The sequence below is a fragment of the Serratia sp. BNK-4 genome, from assembly GCF_048685115.1.
Lineage (GTDB): Bacteria > Pseudomonadota > Gammaproteobacteria > Enterobacterales > Enterobacteriaceae > Serratia > Serratia bockelmannii.
Genome location: NZ_JBLQTM010000001.1, coordinates 1,128,950 through 1,147,027, shown reverse-complemented (window position 1 = coordinate 1,147,027; position 18,078 = coordinate 1,128,950). Strand labels below are relative to the sequence as shown.

Sequence of the window (18,078 nt, the reverse complement as noted above, 5' to 3'; positions counted from 1 at the left end):
AACGATGGCAGGAAAACAGGCAAGGAAACTCACCCTTGGCGCGGCAGTTGGCGTCGCGCTGCTGACGCTGGCCGGTTGCGCGCAGCCGCCGCATATCGACGCTCAGGCCCAGCAGCGGCTGGCGGATCAGTCGGTGCTGGCGGTGAACTGGTTCCAACAGTCCGGTGAATACCAGGCGCTGGCGCATCAGGCGTTCAACAGCGCGCAGCGCGCCTTCGATCAGGCCAAGGCCGCACCGGGCCGCAAAAAGGCGGTGGTGGTCGATCTGGATGAAACCCTGCTGGACAACAGCGCCTACTCCGGCTGGCAGGCGCAGCAGGGCCAGCCGTACGACGGCGCCACCTGGGCCCAGTGGACGCAGGCCGAACAGGCCGGCGCGGTGCCGGGTGCCGTGTCGTTCGCCCGCTACGTTAACGCTCATCAGGGAACAATGTTCTACGTCTCGAACCGCAAGCAGAGCGAATACGCTGCCACGGTGGCCAACATGCAGAAACTCGGCTTCACCGGCATGTCGGAAAAGACCGTCTTGCTCAGTACCGACACTTCCAATAAGCAGGCGCGCTTCGACGCCATCAAACAAGCCGGCTATGACATCGTGGTGTACGCGGGCGACAACCTGAACGACTTCGGCGCCGCGACTTACCACCAGGATAATGCGCAGCGCCGGGCGTTCGTCAGCGAGAACCAGAACAAGTTCGGCACCGAATTCATCGTGCTGCCCAACCCGCTGTACGGCGATTGGGAAAGCGGCCTGGCCCGCGACTACAACAAGCTGGCGCCACAGCAGAAGCTGCAGGTGCGCCAACAGGCGATCAAAGCCTGGCGCGGGCGCTGATTCAGGAATAGGGAGGAATGCTCCATATAACCTAATATTTTGTCAAAAAAGGATTAACGGCGCATGCCGCCGAACCAATGGGGACGTTAGTTCGGCGGCATGAACATGAAGAAATGCGTATGCTCAAATTTTGGGTTGTGGGTATCAGAAATGTGAGAAATCGGTATCGGCACCGCCCTGTGAGCCAATCCAACAACGCTTCCCGGTGAAACGAGTTCTTTCACTCTCCTTTCAGCAATATCAGAGAAGTTCGTCCCTTAACTCTCTCGATTTTAACCGCCCGAAAACCGTAGCGGCATCCGCTCTTTGATTTAATCTGGCCGTAACCTAAGCAGCAAAGCACGGCTCTTCAATGTCAAATGGCTATAGGGATTTGCAACATCATTACAGAACTTTTTCGAAACAGACCGCCTGCGCGTTACCTCGATAACGGCCATAGTTCTCGCGTACCCGATACCCCTGAGCCAGATAAAATTTGATGGCACGCAGGTTGACTCTTCGGGTTTCCAGCCACAGTTGTCGATACCCCAACCATCGAGCCTGCTGTTCCAGAGCATGCAATAATTTACGACCAATACCATTGCCAGGCTCACGTACATACATTCGTTTTAACTCTGCAACGCCCGACGTTAATCGACGCAGCGCTCCACAAGCTACGGCTTCATCGGCAGCATTGCGTACCAACATAAAACAACCTCCATCCGCTTCTATAGAAGCAGGATCAAACGAGGATGTACCGCTATCGCCGGTGATCTCAGCCAGTTGCACCGACAATTCCGCCATCAGGGGTTGTACGCCGGAACCCCGAATAGGGCTCTGACGCTCAATCGAACGATACTCACATTAAGGATTATACGCGGCAACTGAGATAATGGGCGCCGGGGCGCCCACTGAGGTTAGCGCTCTACTCCGCGACGTACAGCTATCTGGAGTGCTAATTACGCCCTTCATACCCATCCATGTATGCACCAGAGGTGTCTTCAGACATGGCTTTACGCCATTTTAGTGATGTATTGGTTGCATTGTATTCCTTGCCCGCGAATACGTTGTAGTTTTTAAAAGAAGAAAAAAAATCATCGCTGTAAAAATATTGTGCGCGTTTGTTTGCTTCTTCCTTTGTAATGCCGTTTTCCCGATCCTTTTTTCCTTCCTCCCAGAATTGCTTAAAGAACGGTACAGATAATTTTATCGAGTCATGTTTGCGCGTGACGAAATGGGGGTCGAATCCGTCATCAGCTGCATAGGTAAAGTGTTTGGCATGACGCTCGGCACTGGTCGTGGGAGTTTTGCATCCCGCCAGGATAAACAGACATGCGAGAAGTACGGCGGTCTTCCTAATTGGGTATGTTGTCACGGTGCTCTCCTGAGAGTAACGGTAACCACATCATGTAGTTATCGTGCATAAGAATACAGTATGCCTTAGCAGTTGACGATGTTTTCCATAAGGTGTAGGATCAAATTACTGTATGGATATACAGTATCAAATTCGATTAAATAGCCTAAAGAGGGAAATATTATGGGTGGTTTCAATTACGGTAAGGGTGATGGCACCAGCTGGAGTTCTGAACGTGGGGACAGTTTTTCGCCTGGTGGTGGTACAGGCGGCGGGAAAAATGATGGAAGTGATGCCAAAGCCGCGGGCTGGAATGTGATGCGTCCCGGTGACAGACATCAAACCAAATGGGGAACGGTTATTATTGATGGTGAAGGTCATGCCACCATGAATGGGATCGTCATGACAGAGGGTAACTCGTCATGGGTGGATTATGAAGGCGGCTCAACACGTATTCTTGACTCATTATTAAGAGATAACCCACCAACAGGCAGAAATATTGGTACACCAAAACAAGGTAAACTACGGCAGGGGTCTCCGGGGCATTCTAACGTTGCAGACGGTGGTCAACTGTATGGGGATAACCGTGATAAGCATCAATACTATTCTCGGTTAGGTGCAAAGACATATGCTGTCCTGGTTAATAAAGATAACAATGTTGATTTCGTCTCCATTGTATCAGGGACCGAAAGCGGAAATAACTCTGCGCGAAATAGCGATAAGAATAAAGCTGCTGATCAGGTACGAGAGTATTTGAAAGACGAGAAAGAATTTCTTACAGAAGCTAGCGCCATTATTGCCGACGCCGGTGAGAAAATAAGTAATCATATCGGCGGGCAATATAAGGGCTACGCAGACGAAATCGCCAATAATCTGCGGAACTTCCAGGGGCGCACGATCCGTGGCTACAATGACGCATTGGCTTCTTTTAATAAAGTTATGTCAAATCCTTCAATGAAAGTTAATCAAGGCGATAAAGAAGCCATTATCAATGCTATGAGAAACGTTAATGCTCAGGATATGGCAAATCGGTTTGGTCATTTCGGTAAGTTTTTCAAAGCAGCTGATATTGTTCTCAAGATTGAGAAAATCCGTGAAAAAAGCATTGTAGGCTATGAAACGGGCAACTGGGCGCCTCTTGCATACGAAGTTGAGTCCATGCTACTGAGTGGATTGGCCGGTGCTGTAGCGCTTGGCTTTGTTACAAGTGTACTTGCAGCCCTCGCCCTGCCAGTGACTGTAACTGTGGCTTTAGTGGTAGCATTCTCTATCGCAATTGCATACGGTACTTCATATATCGATGCTGGACTTGTTGAACGCTTTAATAATGAGGTGGTCCGAACTGCACATTAAATTATAGAGCCAGCCTTTATTAAGGCTGGCTTTTGTTTTTGATGGCTGCAGGAATTTTGATTGCAATCAAAATGAATAGCATTGAAAAACAATACACACCAACAAAAGAAACCAGATAATAAGATAGGAGTAGATAATCGTTTGATGATACAATTTTCAGCAACCTATTCCCTTTTGTTATATCCAGGTCGGAAAATGTCATGAAGTATATATATACAAAACATATAACCGCGAAAGGAATGAACCTTGTCAAAATAAATATTGATGTAATTATATTTTCTTTTAACTTAATTAGACTTCCATACTTGATTACAAAGTAAATGGCAAAGAAAATACCAAATACAATATATAAGCCCAAAGATTTGCTTAATGGTATGTTATTTGATGATATATTAACTTTCATGTTTTGCGTCAGGATTAACACATCATAAAAGACTGAGTTATTGGGAGATGCTTTAAAAAAAACAAAAATCAAAACCAATGGCATAATGCCTAAAAAACCTATTTTCGCGAATTTTTTCCATGCAAATAAATCATCGTTCATTGTAACACCTTAAAATATAATAATTAAAGTTTAAGCGTGTATCCCTAGGGTACAACGGCTACCCTTTAGAGCATGATTAGGTAGTATTGCAAAAGATCTTATTAAGATCATTTTTTTCATCGCGTTATCTATTGCTCTAAAACGAAACAGTTTAGCTGCACTTCGGCTCGGACTTCAAGAACGCCAGTAACAGAAATTTCGGCAATTCCGGCGTAGACCCCCATCAGTGCCAACGCGTCTGAGCTTTCGACTTCACTTAATAATATCCGAAACCTCACAGCAGTTTGTACATATAGCAGGTGGCCTCCAACGCCCCGCCGTCGCTGGCGCGGGCGTATTGCGGGATATCGCCCGCCGCCTCGAACCCCAATTGACGGTACAATCCCTGCGCCGCGCTGCCGCTCAGGGTGTCCAGCACCAACAGGCTGCGCCGATGACGCGCCGCCAGCGCCTGCACTTCCTGCATCAACAGCCGGGCGATGCCCTGCCGCCGCGCCTGCGGATGCACCATCAGCTTGACCACTTCCGCCCGGTGACGGCCGTTGTCCGGCATCGCCAACAGCAGTTGCACAGTGCCGACCGGCCGACCGTTCTCGAGCGCCACCAGCATCGCACGCTCTCCCCGCGCCAGGGCCGGCAGCAGCCCAAGCCAAAACGCCTGCGCCTGTTCCAACGTAAAGGGCATGACAAAACCGATGCTGGCGCCGTGCGCCACGCTGGCGTGCAGCATCTCGGCCAACTCGGCCATGGCACTTTGCGCCGCATCGGCGTCCCACTGTTGCAATTCAATCATGGCTATGGCCTGCAGATAACGAGCGTGTAATGGGCCGGCTCATCGCCGGGGACATGGAAACGGGAGGCGCCGAACAGGCGGTAGCGCAGGCAGTCGCCGGGCGACAGCCGGAAAACGCGCCCTTCCAGCGTCAATTCCAGCTGCCCGGACAACAGCCAGAGGTGGTGCTCCAGCGCTGGAATCGACGGCAGGTCGTAATCGATCTGCGCGCCGGCATCCAGCCGGGCTTCGATAAACTCGGCCTTATACAATGCGGCGGGCGGGGAAACGGAGCGACGGTGAAAACCACTGGCCCGATCGACCCACACCGGCTGTTGCGGCGGCCGCAGCAGCTCCGGCGGTTCGTCTTCGATTTCGCTCAACAGGCGCGACATGGTTAACCCGTAGGCGGCGCACAGCCGGTTCAGCAACGATGCCGTCGGGCTGGTCTCGGCGCGCTCCACCCGCGAGAGCGTCGCCCGGCTAAGGCCGGTGCGCCGCGCCAACTCCTCCAGCGACCACGCCCGCTGCTGGCGCAAATCCGCCAGCCGCTGCGCCAACCTCAGGTCGGCCATCTCCAAACCGTTATCCATCGTTCATACTCCGCCTAAAAATCCCATATAAGAGAAGTAATCTCAAATTAGAGATATGGCAAGCGAATTTTAAAAAATGCCGCGCAGCGCGATGAAAATCAGCATGCTCAGCAACACCACCGCCAGCATATTGCGTAGAAAGAACGCCAGTATCACCGCAAACACCGCCCCCCACAGGTAAGGGTTATCCGGCGCGGCACGCAGCTGGTCGCCGCTGAAGGCGACAATCGGCCCGCAGATCGCCGTCAGCACCGCCGGCACGGAAAAGCTCAGCAGGGTTTTAACGCGCGGCGACAGACGCAGCGGCAACCCGGGCGCCAGAAAACAGTAGCGGTTGAAAAACACCACCAGCCCCATCAAAACGATCGTCAGCCAGATCATCGGCGCCCCCCGCTGCACAGCAGCCCGACCAGCATCGCCGCCACGGTGGCGATCACCAATGCGCCCGGCGTCTGGAAATGGTGCAACACGATGGAAAGCAGCAGCGCGGTCAGCACGCAGGCCAACACCGGCAGGCTGCGCACCAGCGGCACCACGATGGCGATAAAGGTGGCGGCGATGGAGAAATCCAACCCGTAACCGTCCAGATCGCCGGCGCTGCCGGCGGCCACGATGCCAAGCAGCGTGGAGAGAAACCAGCACAGGTAAAAGGTCAGCCCGGCGCCCAGCGCATACCAGCGGTTGAAACGCGCCGGCGTCTGTTCGCCGGTCAGCGCGAACAGTTCATCGGTGAGCAAGAATCCCAGCGCCAGCCGCCAGCGCAACGGCAGCGGCGCGATACGCTCCCGCAGCCGCAGCGCGTAAAGAAAATGCTGGGCGGTGACGAAAAAGGTCGACAGCAAGATCGCCAGCAGCCCGGCGCTGCCCTTGATCATGCCCATCGCCACCAGCTGCGACGCCCCGGCGAACACGATGGCCGACATGCCCAGCCCCTGCGCCGGCGTCAGGCCGCTTTGCAGGGCCATCGAGCCCGCCAGTACTCCCCACGGCACCACCGCCAGGCACAGCGGCAAGATAGCCACCCCGCCCTGCAGCGCGGGGCGCAGGCGGGCGGAGGGCGGCGTGATGAGGGGGATTGAATCAGTCATGGACTTCTCCTTGAGTTGAAGAAGCCAGCTTACGGCGCAGGCGTACACGGGTATTGCACCCGATTGCCCGGCTATTTCAGCGATTTGACGTAGTCGCCCGGCGTGACGCCCATCGACTTGCGAAAATGGCGGTGGAAATGGCTTTGATCGTGAAAGCCGCAGCTCAACGCACTGTCCAGCACGCTGTTGCCGGCCTTCAGCATGCCGCGCGCCTTGCGCAGCCGCGCCTGAATTTGATAGGCGTGCGGCGGCAGGCCGGTGGCCTGCTGAAACTGCCGCAGCAGGTAATAAGGACTGAGCGCCACGCGCTCCGCCAGCTCCAGCAGCGAAATGTCCGCCTCGGGGAAATCGTCGAGAAAGGCTTTCACCCGCGCCACTTGGCTTTGCGCCCGGCTCTGCGGCGCAGGATCGATACGGCTTTTGCCGTGCCGCAGCATCAGCCAGGTCAGCGCCGAGAACACCATGGTCTCCTTCATCAGCCGGTTCTCATCGCTGCGCAGCAGGCTGAACGCCATGCGCAACTGGCCAGCCAGGCCGACGTCGTGCACCACCGGGTTGGGAAAATAAGGCGTCGCGCCGGCGCCGGTTTTCAGATCGCGCGATAAAAAGGCCAGTAGCTCCGGCGCCGGGTACATCGCCTGATACGACCAGCCCTCTTCGGTGGCGGAACTGCCAGTATGAATATCGTCGGCGTTGACCAGAATGATGCTGCCCAGCGGCGCCACGTGTTCGCCGCCGGTGCGGTAGAAGCGCTGGGCGCCATCGTCGATGACGCCCACGCAGAAGCCTTCATGGCTGTGGCGCGAGAAGGTTTGGCGGCGGTAGGTGGCCTGCAGCACTTCCAGCCCGCCAAGATCGTCGACGTGCATAAAATGAGCCTGCTCCCGGGATGCTTTGCGCGCTATGCCTTCCGCCTTCATCTTGCCTACCTCCGCTGAATGAGAGGCATTCTAGCACTCGCGCGAGGGCGGGTTTTGTACAAAATTGCCCGTCTCGGCCCCCGGCGGCGCGATCGCCGCGCAGCGCCAGGCGCTGAATACCGCCAGCAGCGGCGCCAGCGCGAACGCCAGGAACAGCCAACGCGCCGCCGATGCCGCGCCCGTCGCGCCACCCGGATCGTTCAGCCCCGCCAGGTTGGCGATCATCCCGGCCAGCGCCGCACCGAATGCGGTGGCGAACAGCTGCACCGTGGTAATTGAAGCGCCGGCGATATCTTTGTCCGCTTCAGGCGCCACCTGCAAAATGCGCGTCAGCAGGTGCGGCCAACCGAAGCCGATGCCGAATCCCACCAGCAACAGCGCAATGACGATCGGCGCCAACGCCTGCCAGTGGCCGCCGGACGGCATCGGCATCAGGATCGCCAGCGCCAGCAAGCCCACCAGCACGAACAGCGGCCCGCTGACGATCGCCCGGCGAATGCCCGCTCCGCGCCAGCCGGAGCTGAGGATCTCGGACAACGTCCAACCGGCGGCCATAGCGGCGGCGATATAGCCGGAGATCAGCGGCGACTGGCCGTGCAGCAGCTGCAGGAAATAAGGCACGAAGATTTCGCTGGTCATGCCGATCACCAGCAACGCGGTCGTGATGTACAACGCCGCCAGCGATGAGCCGCGCCGCAGTGCGCCGTGCGGCAACAGGCGGGCGCGCGAGTGCGCTTCGCGCTTCAGCAACCAGGCCATCAGCACCAGCGAGAGCGCGATGCCCGCCAGGTTGATCCAGGCACTGTGCGCCAGGCTGCCGGCGGACACCACCAGCACCGCCACGGTCAGCAACAGCAGCTGTGCGGTCGGCAACGGTGCGGCCGCCTGCTGCGCTTTGCCCTTGGGCAGGATCAGGAAGGTAAACGCGGCGTACAGCGCCATGATCGGCAGCAGAATGCCGAAGGCCCAGCGCCAGGCGTTCAGTTCGGCGAAAATACCGCCTACCGCCGGCCCCACCAGGGTGGCGATGCCCCACATCGCCGAGATGAGCGCCATGGCGCGCGGCCACAGCCGCTGCTCGAATACCAGATTGATCATCGCGTAGGAGAGCGCAAAGATCAGCCCACCACCAAAGCCCTGCACCGTGCGGCCGATCAGCATCACCGGCATGCTCGGCGCCAGCGCGCACAGCGCCGCCCCGGCGATGAAGAACAGCGAAGCCACCAGATAGGCGCTGCGCGCACCGTAGCCGCTGAGCAAGCGGGCCGACAGCGCGGAGCCGAGGATAGACGCCACCACGAACAGCGTGGTGTTCCAGGCATAGAGATCCAGCCCGCCGATATCCTGCACCACCGAGGGCAAGATGGTGGTGGCGACCAGAATATTGATGGCATGCAGCGCCACGCCGAGCGAGAGCGCGATCGCACTGGCCGCATTTTTGCCAGAGAAAAGGTCGCTCCAGCGGCTATCGTCATGGGTTATCACGGTTGTCGTCCTGTTTTCAGAGGAATGGCATTGAGTTGATCATAAGATTGCGTTAAATTTAACAAGAGTTATCTTGGAATAAGTTAGGGCGAGGCGGAGAAATATGTCAAGAATAAACTTGGAAAATAGCGGAAAGACCGCACAATCGGTCAGTGACCGCTTGCTGACGCTATTGAAAACCCGCGGCCCGCAGCAAGCTTCTGACGCAGGAAAGGTGCTCGGCACCACCGGTGAGGCGGCCCGCCAGCAGTTCGTCAAGCTGGCGAAAGAGGGGCTGGTCGAAGCGGTGGCGGAAACGCGCGGCGTAGGCCGCCCGGTACAGCTGTGGCATTTGACCTCGGCCGGCAATGCGCGCTTTCCCGATACCCATGCGGACCTGACGGTTCAGCTGCTGCGCACCGTGCGCGACAAGCTGGGCGAACAGGCGCTCGACGTGCTGATCGAAACCCGCGAGCAGGAAAACCGCATCAACTACAAGCAGGCGATGATTGGCGCCGCCGATCTGCAGGAGCGCGTGGCGCGCCTGACCGAGATCCGCTGTCGCGAAGGGTATATGGCCGAATGGCGCCAGGAGGAGGACGGTGCCTATCTGCTGGTGGAAAACCACTGCCCGATCTGCGCCGCTGCCACCGTCTGCCAGGGCTTCTGCCGGGCGGAGCTGAGTATCTTCACCGAAGTGCTGCAGGCGCAGGTGGAGCGCGCCGAACACATTCTGGCCGGCTCGCGCCGCTGCGCCTACCGGATTTCGCTCCTGTAACACCGGTTTTTGCCCACGTTTTCAACCGGTACAGATTATTCTGCTTGTGCACCCCACACCTTCCCTTCTAAGGTTGAATTAACGAACATTCAGGCAAACAGCGGGCTTCGCGCCCGCTTGGCAAATCCGTCGGCGCTAAGCGCGCAGCGGCAGAGTAACCCCACGGGAGTTGAACGATGAAGAAGCCGCATGCCGGATTCTGGCTGGCGACGCTGGGACTGGGCGTTTGCTGGCTGCTGGCGCTGCTGACTCGCGATCGGCTCAACGGCCTACTGCTGGCCGGCGCGGCGCTGGCGCTGATCTTTACCCCTGCCACCCGCCGTAAGGGCGCGGCTCTGGCTGCCCTGGGCGGTATCGGCATGGATGGGCTATGGAGCTACAGCGGCGTGCTGCACTACAGCGGGCAACACGGCCTGCCGCTCTGGACCCTCGCGCTGTGGATCGGCTTCGGCTGCTGGTGGTATTGGCTGCTGGACGTGGTCAGAGCGGCGCCCTGGCCGCTGGCGGTGCTGGGCGCCGCCGTCGGTCCTTTCGCCTACGCCGTCTCCTGGAAGCTGGGCGTGTTACTGCCCGGCGTGCCGCCGGAGTTCATGCTGCTGTTGCTGGCCGTCGGCTGGTCGATTTACCTGCCGGCCGTCAGTTGGCTGCAGTGGAAGCGGCGGAACAGCTGAACGGCTTGCGGCAGTCGGGAAAAATAATGCCGAAAGCCATTGCTTATCGGTTGCCCAATCGGGTTTACTGAGCGTTCTAATAATAATCATCCCTGCAAAAACACATCCCTATGCTTAGCCAACAAAGCCGTAGCGTCCTGCCGTTGATCGGGGCGTTGTTCACGTTATATATCGTTTGGGGTTCCACCTATTTCGTCATTCGCCTCGGCGTCGCGCAGTGGCCGCCGCTGATGATGGCCGGGATTCGCTTTCTGATTGCCGGCATCGTGCTGTTCAGTTTCCTGGCCTGGCGCGGCCACGCGCTGCCGACGCCGAAGCAGTGGCTGGCCGCCGGCGCCATTGGCATTCTGTTGCTGGCGGTAGGCAACGGCCTGGTGACGGTGGCGGAACACCAACATGTGCCGTCCGGCATCGCCGCGGTGATGGTGGCGACGGTGCCGCTGTTCACCCTCTGCTTCAGCCTGCTGTGGGGCATGCGCAACACCAAACTGGAATGGGCCGGTATTGCGCTCGGGTTAGTGGGCATCGTGCTGCTCAACACCGGCAACAACCTGGTGGGCAACCCGACCGGCGCGCTGTTGATCTTGCTGGCGTCGGCCAGTTGGGCCTTTGGCTCGGTATTGGGATCGCGCATCTCGCTGCCGGCCGGGCCGATGGCCGGCGCGGCGGAGATGCTGGTCGCCGGCGTGGTGTTATTGGTCGCCAGCCGGCTGAGCGGCGAGCACCTGGCTCAGATGCCGAGCACCGGCGGCTTTCTGGCGCTCGGGTACTTGATTGTCTTCGGCTCGATGCTGGCGATCAGCGCCTATATGTTCTTGTTGAAGAATGTGCGCCCGGCGGTCGCCACCAGCTATGCCTACGTCAACCCGGTGGTGGCGGTGCTGCTCGGCATCGGTTTCGCCGGTGAATCGCTGGCGCCGCGCGAGTGGCTGGCGCTGGTGATCATCGTGGCGGCGGTGGTGCTGGTGACGCTGGGAAAATACCTGTTCGCCCGCCCGGCCAACGTACAGGCCATCGACTGCGAACGGCGGTGATCACAAAGGGCGGTCTGCGGGCCGCCGTTAAAAACGATTCTTGTTTCACCCGGCGAAGGGGCTATAATTCCCGCTGTTCCAAGCAACCTGCGAAATTATTCCTATGCTGAAAAAAGCGTTCCTCATCGTCATCGCCCTGTGCGCCTTCGGTTCTCTGGGCGGCGTATTCCTCGCCGGGCTGAACATCTACACCCGTTCCACCACCCCGCATGAAGAAAGCGCGCCTGCCGGGGATACCGCCGCCACGCCGGCGCAAACCGAAACCCTTCAGGCCAAGTGATCGTCCATCCAACGCTGACAGCGCTGCTGTAAAAAGCGCTGCAGCTGCCTGACGCGTTCCGACACCTGCGAGCGATGCGGGCAGACCAGATTGATCGGCACCGCGTCGCTGCGCCATTCCGGCAACAGCTGCACCAGCCGCCCGGCGCGAATGTCGGCCACCACGTCGATCGCCGACTTGCGCACCACCCCGTGCCCGGCCAGCGCCCAGCGCCGCGCCACCTCGCCGTCATCGGTAAAATAGCTGCCGTTCAACGGCACTTCGATCAGTTCCTCACCGCGCCATAGCCGCCATTCCACCTGTCGTTTGCCGCTGGGCTGATACACCAGAATGCTGTGCCGAACCAGATCGGCCGGCGTTTGTGGCGCGCCATGCCGCCGCAGGTAATCCGGGCTGGCGCAGATCAGCCGCCGGTGCTGCGGCAAAATGGGCAGCGCCACCAGCGAAGAGTCGGCCAACGGCCCGAAACGGAGCGCCACATCCACCGGTTCGCGAAACAGATCGGCCTGCCGATCGTTGATCAGGAGCTGCAGCTGAATATGCGGGTGCTGCAGGCGGAACTCATCCAGCCAGCAGAGCAGCAAATTGCGGCCAAAATCCGACGGCGCGGAAATCTGCAGCACCCCGGATAGCCCCTGATGCTTCTCGCGGATCGCCTGCTCTCCTTCGGCCAACGCGCCCAGCGCCAGGCGCGCGCTGTCGAGATAGCGAGCCCCCTCCTCCGTCAACCTCAGACTGCGGGTAGAACGCACCAGCAGCCGCGCGCCCAGCTGCTGCTCCAGCCTTTTCACCGCAATGCTGGCCGCCGCCGGCGTCATGTCCAGCGCGCGCGCCGCGGCGGAAAAACTGCCGCCATCCACCGTGCGGACAAACACCTCGAGATCGACAAATGAGGTCATGTATTTCCCCTCTTTTTAGCCCAATCAATTATTAATATTAATTTACAAGTGTTTGCTATTAGGCGGGCTTTTTTCCTCATTTTCAATCAGGAAAGATAGATCCCGTTGAAACTTACCTAAAAAGAGGCCTTAACATGACGATTCCCGACTCCCCCCTGAAACGACAAAAGCTGGTGATCCTGGGCGGCACCAGCGGCATTGGCGCCGCGGTGGCCTACGCGGCGGCGGCGCGCGGCGCTGAAGTGGTGCTGGCTTCACGTCGCCTTCCCCACGCCGGGGAGAAAAACGACGCGCTGCATCTGATGCAGGCCGACCTGACCGATGAAGCATCACTGCATGCGCTGTTTGCCGCCGTCGGCGCTTTCGACCATCTGGTGATCACCGCCGGGCCGTTGGTGGACGCGAAACCGCTGGCGGAGACTGCCTTTGAGCAGGCGCAGGCCGACTTCAACGTCAAATTCTGGGGCAGCTTGCGCGCGGTGCAGGCGGCGCTGCCGACGCTGGCGCCGCAGGGCTCCATCACCCTGACCTCCGGCCAACTGTCGCGTAAATACCTTGGCGGTCAGTTGATCAAAACCGGCATCAACGCCGCGCTGGAAGCGGTCGGCAAACAGTTGGCGAAGGAGCTGGCGCCGCGGCGGGTGAACGTGGTCAGCCCCGGCATCACCGCCACCGAAGCCTACGACGGCATGAGCGCCGCGCAGCGTCAGGCGCTGTTCGAGCGCGTAAGCGGCAGCCTGCCGGTCGGCCGGATCGGCCAGGCGGCCGACGTCGCGGCGGGTTACCTGCTGGCGATGGAGAACGGTTTCGTCACCGGCAGCGTGATCGACATCGACGGCGGCGGCCTGCTGTAACGGCGGCTAGAGCGCCGTCACGCCCTGTGCGGCGGCCTGCTGCTCCAGCACGGTGATAATCTGGTAAGCCGAGCGCGGCACCAGGCTGAAATCGCCGATCAGCAGGCGGTCGCTGACCGCCTCATCCAGCATCGCTCGGGCGCCGGCGCGCAGGATGTCCACCTGTTCCGGCGGCGTGCCGGCTGCGGTGATCAGCGGCAAACCGGGCACCGCCGCCGTGCGGCCGATGATTTTCAGTCCCTCCAGCGCCTGTGGCTGCGCGCGGCGCAGCAGTTCCATGCTGATGGAATCGATGGCGGCGATATCCGCCTGCCCGCTGCGGATCAGCTTCAGCGACTGATAATGCGCGCCGGAGGCGATAGCCGCACCGAAGAATTTCCCGTCCTGCGCCAGCGGCGCGATCAGCGCGCGCAAGCCGTTGTAGCCGGACTGGGAATCGGTGCTGTTATACGTCACCGTCCGGCCGCGAAAATCCGCCAGCCGTTCGCCGGGGTCGCCTGCGCGCACCACCAGCCAGCTGCGGTAATTTGGCCCGTCGCACCCTTCCACCCGATAATGATAGGTTCCGATCAGCTGCACCTGCGGCAGGCTGCTGACCAACGGATAACCGCAGGTTTGGCTGAGCAAGAGATCCTCGCGCCGCCAATGCTGCGCCAGATCGTCCGGCCAGCTAAGCCGTTCCGGCGCCGCCGGCAACCCCAGCCGCAGCAGCTTGCCGCGCAAGACCTGCCAGAAGGATTCGGCCTGCTCCCGGCCAACGCCGTACATCGGTAGAGACACCTGCATCATTTCCCCCTTACCCCGCCGGAGTGGTCGCCAGCGTCTGCTGGCGCCAGGCGGTGAGATAACGCACCCAACGTTCGAACAGCATATCGGTGATAATAGCCAACAACGCCACGACCGCCGCGCCCTGGATCACATAGGCGGTGTTAAACCCGCTCAGGCCGATGATGATCGGCGAGCCGAGCGTCTTGGTGCCGACGGTGGAAGCGATGGCCGCCGTACCGATGTTAATGATCACCGACGTGCGGATCCCGGCGACAATCACCGGCGCCGCCAGCGGCAGTTCAACCCGCCACAGAATTTGCCAGGCGCTCATCCCCACGCCGCGGGCGATCTCGCGCGTGGCGGGCGGTACCGATTCGATGCCCGCCAGCGTGCCCTGCAGGATCGGCAGCAGGCCGTACAGCACCAACGCAATGATCGCCGGCTGCTCGCTGAAGCCCATCACCGGCACCGCTACCGCCAGCACCGCCACCGGCGGGAAGGTCTGCCCCACCGCCACTACCGTTTCCACCAGCGAACGAAACTCCCGGCCGCTGCGTCGGGTCACAGCGACGCCCGCCGCCACGCCGATTACCACCGCGATCAGGCTGGAGATCGCCACCAGCGACAGGTGCGCCCCCACCAGCGCGATAAAGCTGTCCTGCTGATAAATGGGCCGCTCCAAATCAGGGAACCAGGCGGCGAACAGGCCGCGCAGATGATCCATGCCGAACACCAGCGCCAACAGCAGCGCCAGCGTCCAGGGCAACGGATCGCGCAGCAGGCGCCCGATGCGCCCGCTCATGACAGCGCCTGCCCGGCGATCAGATCGTTGAAATGCAACACCCCCAACGCTTCGCCCCGTTCATCCACCACCGGCAGGCAGTCGCTGCCGCGCGCCACAAACACCGACAGCGCCTCGCGCAGGCTCATGGCGGCGGCGATCGGCTCGCCCCCAGCGACGCCGGGCCGCACCCGCTCCGCCACCGTACCCAGCGACAGCAGCTTGATGCCGCGATCGCTGCGCCCGAAGAAATCGCGCACGAAGTCGTTGGCCGGGGCGGTCAACAGCGCCAGCGGCGTGCCCTGTTGCACCACGCGCCCCTGATCGAGCAGCACCAGGCGATCCGCCAGGCCCAGCGCCTCGTCGATATCGTGCGTCACCAGCACGATGGTGCGGCCGGAGAGCTGATGAATGCGGGCGATCTCCGCCTGCAGCGCCGCGCGGGTGACCGGATCCAACGCGCCGAACGGTTCGTCCATCAGCAACACCTCGGGATCGGCGGCCAGCGCGCGCGCCACCCCCACCCGCTGCTGTTGCCCGCCGGACAGCTGGTGCGGATAGCGACGGCGAAACAGATCCGGCTCCAGGTGCAGCAGCTCCAGCAACTCGGTAACCCGATCGCGGATGCGCGCGCGCGGCCATTTCAGCAGCTGCGGCACGGTGGCGATGTTCTCCTCCACCGTCCAATGTGGAAACAGGCCGATCGATTGGATCGCATAGCCCATGCGCCGCCGCAGATCCTGCGGTTTAAACGACTGGATCTCTTCGCCGGCAAAGAGGATCTTGCCCCGATCGTGTTCGATCAGGCGATTGATCATTTTTAACGTCGTGGACTTGCCAGAACCCGAGGTGCCGATCAACACGGTGAATTCGCCCTCGGCGATGTGCAGCGTGAGATCGTCGACCGCCGGCTTGCCCTGAAAAATTTTGCTGACTTGCTCAAAGTGAATCATCGGCGCGATACGTCCAGGATTGAAACCCAAAATTTAAACAGCGAATCGACTATGACCGCCATCATGACCACCGGGATCACCCCCAGCAGAACCAGATCCAGCGCGCTGCTGAGCAGCCCCTGGAACACGATGGCGCCAAAGCCGCCGGCGCCGATCAGCGCCGCCACCACCGCCATGCCGACGGTTTGCACCGCCAGGATGCGCACGCCGGTCAGGAACAGCGGCAGCGCCAGCGGCAGCTGCACGCGCAGGAAGATCTGCCCGCGCGTCAGCCCCATGCCGGTGGCAGATTCGATCACCCCGGCCGGCACGCTTTGCAACCCCGCCACCACGCTGCGCACCAGCGGCAACAGCGCGTACAGCACCAGCGCCACGATCGCCGGCGCCATGCCGATGCCGCTGACGCCGTGCTCCGCCAGCCAGGGCACCGCCGTCGCCAGCCCCGCCAGCGGCGCGATCAGCAGGCCGAACAGCGCGATGGACGGCACGGTCTGGATAATGTTCAGCGCGGAGAAAATCGGCCGCTGCCAGCGTTCGGAGCGAAAACACAGCACCCCGAGCGGCACGCCGATCGCCAGCGCCGGCGCCATCGTCGCCAGCAGAATGGTCAGGTGCTGCAGCAGCGCAGCGTCAAACACCTCCTGACGATTGTGGTACTCCTTCAGCAGCGACAGCTGATCGAGCTGATGCCCGAACAGCAGCAGCGCCGGCGGCACCAGCACCAGCGCGTTGCCCAGCATGCGCCACAGGTGCGACGCGGTGAGGCGCGCCATGGCGTCGGCAGCGATCAGCAGGCTCAGCGCCATCGTCAGCCAGCACCCGCTGCCCCAGGAGGTGCGCGCCAGGCGCGACCCCTCCTGCGCCAGGTGCCCGGCGGCCTGCCCGCTGATCCAAAAGGCCAGCGTCAACACCCCGCAGGCGGCCAGCGCCGCCAGCAGCGCCCGCCCCCGCGTCGGCGGCAACAGGCTGAGGCTCGCCAACGCCGCCAGCGGCAACAGCAGCCACAGCGCCGGGCCGTGCAGCAGGGAGAACAAGGAGAGACTTTTGCCCGACAACAGGCGATTGGGGGCATAACTGAGGAACGGCAGGCCGAACGCGGCCAGCAGCAACAGCATGAACAGCGTCAACAAGACGCGATGTTTTACGGCGATAGTCAAAGAAACGCTCCGGCTCCCTCGGTTAACCCCCTCTCCCGACGGCAGAGGGGGCACCTCGGCATTATCCCTTAACAAACCCTTTCTCTTTCAGGTAAGCGGCCGCCACCTGTTTGGCGTCCTGGCCTTCCACGGCGATCTGGGCGTTGAGTTTTTGCAGCGTCGGCCCGTCCAGCGAGGCGAACACCGGCTTCAGCAGCTCAGGTAGATTGGCGTGCGCTTTCAGCGCCGCTTCGCGCACGATCGGCGCCGGCGCGTAGATCGGCTGTACCCCTTTCGGGTCCGCCAAGGTCTGCAACCCCAGCGCCGCTACCGGGCCATCGGTGCCGTAGGCCATCGCCGCGTTGACGCCGGAGGTCTGCTCCGCCGCCGCCTTGATGGTCACCGCCGTATCACCGCCGGCCAGGGACAGCAGCTGATCCTGATTCAGTTTGAAACCGTAGGCACTCTGGAACGCCGGCAGCGCATCCGGCCGTTCGATAAATTCCGCCGAGGCCGCCAGCTTGAACTTGCCGCCACCGTTGATCCACTTGCCGAGATCCGACAGCGTTTTCAGATGATTGGCCTCCGCCACGTCCTGGCGAATAGCGATGGTCCAGGTGTTGTTGGCCGGCGCCGCGTCCAGCCAGACGATTTTGTTTTTGTCGTAGTCGAGCTGTTTCACTTTCTCGAAGCCGGCCTGGGCGTTCTTCCACGCCGGATCTTTCTCATCGGAGAAGAAAAACGCGCCGTTGCCGGTGTACTCCGGGTAGATGTCGATCTCACCGGAGGTGATGGCGCCGCGCAGCACCTTGGTGGTGCCGAGCTGCAGCTTGTTGGTGGTCTTGATGCCGTTGGCTTCCAGCACCTGCACGATGATGTTGCCGAGCAGCGAACCTTCGGTATCGATCTTGGAGCCGACGCGCACCGAGTCGGCCGCCTGCGCCAGGCCGCCGGTGGCCAGCAGAGCCAGCGCGACGGCAAAGGAACGTCCGCGTGATAAGGTGATTGCCATACTTTTCCTC

Annotated in this window: 22 protein-coding genes; 7 read left to right on the top strand and 15 right to left on the bottom strand. The window is 60.5% G+C overall.

The window, feature by feature from the left end; translation table 11 throughout:
• Positions 1 to 4: 4 nt before the first annotated feature.
• A complete protein-coding gene (locus ACMGGW_RS05585; RefSeq protein WP_197832344.1) occupies positions 5 to 835 on the top strand; it encodes a 5'-nucleotidase, lipoprotein e(P4) family in 831 nt (276 codons plus the stop codon).
• Between the two features lie 384 nt (positions 836 to 1,219).
• Here ACMGGW_RS05585 and ACMGGW_RS05580 read toward each other — a convergent pair whose 3' ends face one another.
• Entirely contained in the window at positions 1,220 to 1,618 is a 399-nt protein-coding gene (locus tag ACMGGW_RS05580) for a GNAT family N-acetyltransferase (protein WP_072008228.1), read from the bottom strand.
• Between the two features lie 151 nt (positions 1,619 to 1,769).
• The gene (locus ACMGGW_RS05575; protein ID WP_197790577.1) at positions 1,770 to 2,189 is read right to left on the bottom strand and encodes an Exc2 family lipoprotein; all 420 of its coding nucleotides are present in this window, start codon (positions 2,187 to 2,189) and stop codon (positions 1,770 to 1,772) included.
• Positions 2,190 to 2,351: 162 nt separating this feature from the next.
• Between ACMGGW_RS05575 and ACMGGW_RS05570 the strand changes: the two genes are divergently transcribed.
• The gene (locus tag ACMGGW_RS05570) at positions 2,352 to 3,521 is read left to right on the top strand and encodes a colicin-like pore-forming protein (protein ID WP_240275385.1); all 1,170 of its coding nucleotides are present in this window, start codon (positions 2,352 to 2,354) and stop codon (positions 3,519 to 3,521) included.
• A gap of 19 nt (positions 3,522 to 3,540) precedes the next feature.
• On the opposite strand, the gene ACMGGW_RS05565 is transcribed toward ACMGGW_RS05570, so the two are convergent.
• The 7 genes from ACMGGW_RS05565 to ACMGGW_RS05535 form a co-directional block, all read right to left on the bottom strand.
• Positions 3,541 to 4,065, bottom strand: coding sequence for a hypothetical protein (locus ACMGGW_RS05565; RefSeq protein ID WP_197790578.1), 525 nt, complete (start codon positions 4,063 to 4,065; stop codon positions 3,541 to 3,543).
• Positions 4,066 to 4,339: 274 nt separating this feature from the next.
• Positions 4,340 to 4,858 carry a GNAT family N-acetyltransferase gene (locus tag ACMGGW_RS05560; protein ID WP_197790579.1) on the bottom strand — a complete coding sequence of 173 codons (519 nt, stop codon included), beginning with the start codon at positions 4,856 to 4,858 and terminating at the stop codon, positions 4,340 to 4,342.
• A 2-nt stretch (positions 4,859 to 4,860) separates the two neighbouring features.
• Positions 4,861 to 5,430 (bottom strand): helix-turn-helix domain-containing protein, encoded by a 570-nt coding sequence (locus ACMGGW_RS05555; RefSeq protein ID WP_089195661.1) that lies wholly within the window; start codon positions 5,428 to 5,430, stop codon positions 4,861 to 4,863.
• Between the two features lie 69 nt (positions 5,431 to 5,499).
• A complete protein-coding gene (locus tag ACMGGW_RS05550) occupies positions 5,500 to 5,811 on the bottom strand; it encodes an AzlD domain-containing protein (protein WP_043137027.1) in 312 nt (103 codons plus the stop codon).
• Positions 5,808 to 6,518, bottom strand: coding sequence for an AzlC family ABC transporter permease (locus tag ACMGGW_RS05545; RefSeq protein ID WP_043137025.1), 711 nt, complete (start codon positions 6,516 to 6,518; stop codon positions 5,808 to 5,810). Before ACMGGW_RS05545 ends, ACMGGW_RS05550 begins: the two co-directional genes overlap by 4 nt.
• A gap of 71 nt (positions 6,519 to 6,589) precedes the next feature.
• On the bottom strand, positions 6,590 to 7,438 hold the full coding sequence (locus tag ACMGGW_RS05540; protein ID WP_151429128.1) for a helix-turn-helix transcriptional regulator: 849 nt from the start codon (positions 7,436 to 7,438) through the stop codon (positions 6,590 to 6,592).
• Between the two features lie 30 nt (positions 7,439 to 7,468).
• A complete protein-coding gene (locus ACMGGW_RS05535) occupies positions 7,469 to 8,923 on the bottom strand; it encodes an MFS transporter (protein ID WP_025302051.1) in 1,455 nt (484 codons plus the stop codon).
• Between the two features lie 103 nt (positions 8,924 to 9,026).
• Between ACMGGW_RS05535 and ACMGGW_RS05530 the strand changes: the two genes are divergently transcribed.
• The 4 genes from ACMGGW_RS05530 (at position 9,027) to ACMGGW_RS05515 (ending at position 11,665) form a co-directional block, all read left to right on the top strand.
• Positions 9,027 to 9,680, top strand: coding sequence for a helix-turn-helix transcriptional regulator (locus tag ACMGGW_RS05530; RefSeq protein ID WP_025302050.1), 654 nt, complete (start codon positions 9,027 to 9,029; stop codon positions 9,678 to 9,680).
• 176 nt (positions 9,681 to 9,856) lie between these two features.
• On the top strand, positions 9,857 to 10,351 hold the full coding sequence (locus tag ACMGGW_RS05525; protein ID WP_025302049.1) for a DUF2878 domain-containing protein: 495 nt from the start codon (positions 9,857 to 9,859) through the stop codon (positions 10,349 to 10,351).
• A 110-nt stretch (positions 10,352 to 10,461) separates the two neighbouring features.
• Positions 10,462 to 11,385 (top strand): drug/metabolite exporter YedA, encoded by a 924-nt coding sequence (gene yedA / locus ACMGGW_RS05520; RefSeq protein WP_025302048.1) that lies wholly within the window; start codon positions 10,462 to 10,464, stop codon positions 11,383 to 11,385.
• 103 nt (positions 11,386 to 11,488) lie between these two features.
• Positions 11,489 to 11,665 carry a hypothetical protein gene (locus tag ACMGGW_RS05515; RefSeq protein WP_162837922.1) on the top strand — a complete coding sequence of 59 codons (177 nt, stop codon included), beginning with the start codon at positions 11,489 to 11,491 and terminating at the stop codon, positions 11,663 to 11,665.
• Here ACMGGW_RS05515 and ACMGGW_RS05510 read toward each other — a convergent pair.
• The gene (locus tag ACMGGW_RS05510) at positions 11,653 to 12,564 is read right to left on the bottom strand and encodes a LysR family transcriptional regulator (RefSeq protein WP_025302047.1); all 912 of its coding nucleotides are present in this window, start codon (positions 12,562 to 12,564) and stop codon (positions 11,653 to 11,655) included. The two genes, ACMGGW_RS05515 and ACMGGW_RS05510, sit on opposite strands and share 13 nt — an antisense overlap.
• Before the next feature lie 134 nt (positions 12,565 to 12,698).
• Between ACMGGW_RS05510 and ACMGGW_RS05505 the strand changes: the two genes are divergently transcribed.
• Positions 12,699 to 13,418 carry an SDR family oxidoreductase gene (locus ACMGGW_RS05505; protein WP_025302046.1) on the top strand — a complete coding sequence of 240 codons (720 nt, stop codon included), beginning with the start codon at positions 12,699 to 12,701 and terminating at the stop codon, positions 13,416 to 13,418.
• 6 nt (positions 13,419 to 13,424) lie between these two features.
• Here ACMGGW_RS05505 and ACMGGW_RS05500 read toward each other — a convergent pair whose 3' ends face one another.
• The 5 genes from ACMGGW_RS05500 to osmF form a co-directional block, all read right to left on the bottom strand.
• The gene (locus ACMGGW_RS05500; RefSeq protein WP_197832374.1) at positions 13,425 to 14,186 is read right to left on the bottom strand and encodes a PhnD/SsuA/transferrin family substrate-binding protein; all 762 of its coding nucleotides are present in this window, start codon (positions 14,184 to 14,186) and stop codon (positions 13,425 to 13,427) included.
• A 28-nt stretch (positions 14,187 to 14,214) separates the two neighbouring features.
• Entirely contained in the window at positions 14,215 to 14,988 is a 774-nt protein-coding gene (locus ACMGGW_RS05495) for an ABC transporter permease (RefSeq protein ID WP_025302044.1), read from the bottom strand.
• A complete protein-coding gene (locus tag ACMGGW_RS05490) occupies positions 14,985 to 15,920 on the bottom strand; it encodes an ABC transporter ATP-binding protein (RefSeq protein WP_049203911.1) in 936 nt (311 codons plus the stop codon). The genes ACMGGW_RS05495 and ACMGGW_RS05490 overlap by 4 nt, the downstream gene beginning before the upstream one ends.
• Entirely contained in the window at positions 15,917 to 17,077 is a 1,161-nt protein-coding gene (locus tag ACMGGW_RS05485; RefSeq protein WP_197832343.1) for an ABC transporter permease, read from the bottom strand. Before ACMGGW_RS05485 ends, ACMGGW_RS05490 begins: the two co-directional genes overlap by 4 nt.
• 61 nt (positions 17,078 to 17,138) lie before the next feature.
• Positions 17,139 to 18,068, bottom strand: coding sequence for an ABC transporter substrate-binding protein (osmF, locus tag ACMGGW_RS05480; protein WP_025302041.1), 930 nt, complete (start codon positions 18,066 to 18,068; stop codon positions 17,139 to 17,141).
• Positions 18,069 to 18,078 lie beyond the last annotated feature (10 nt).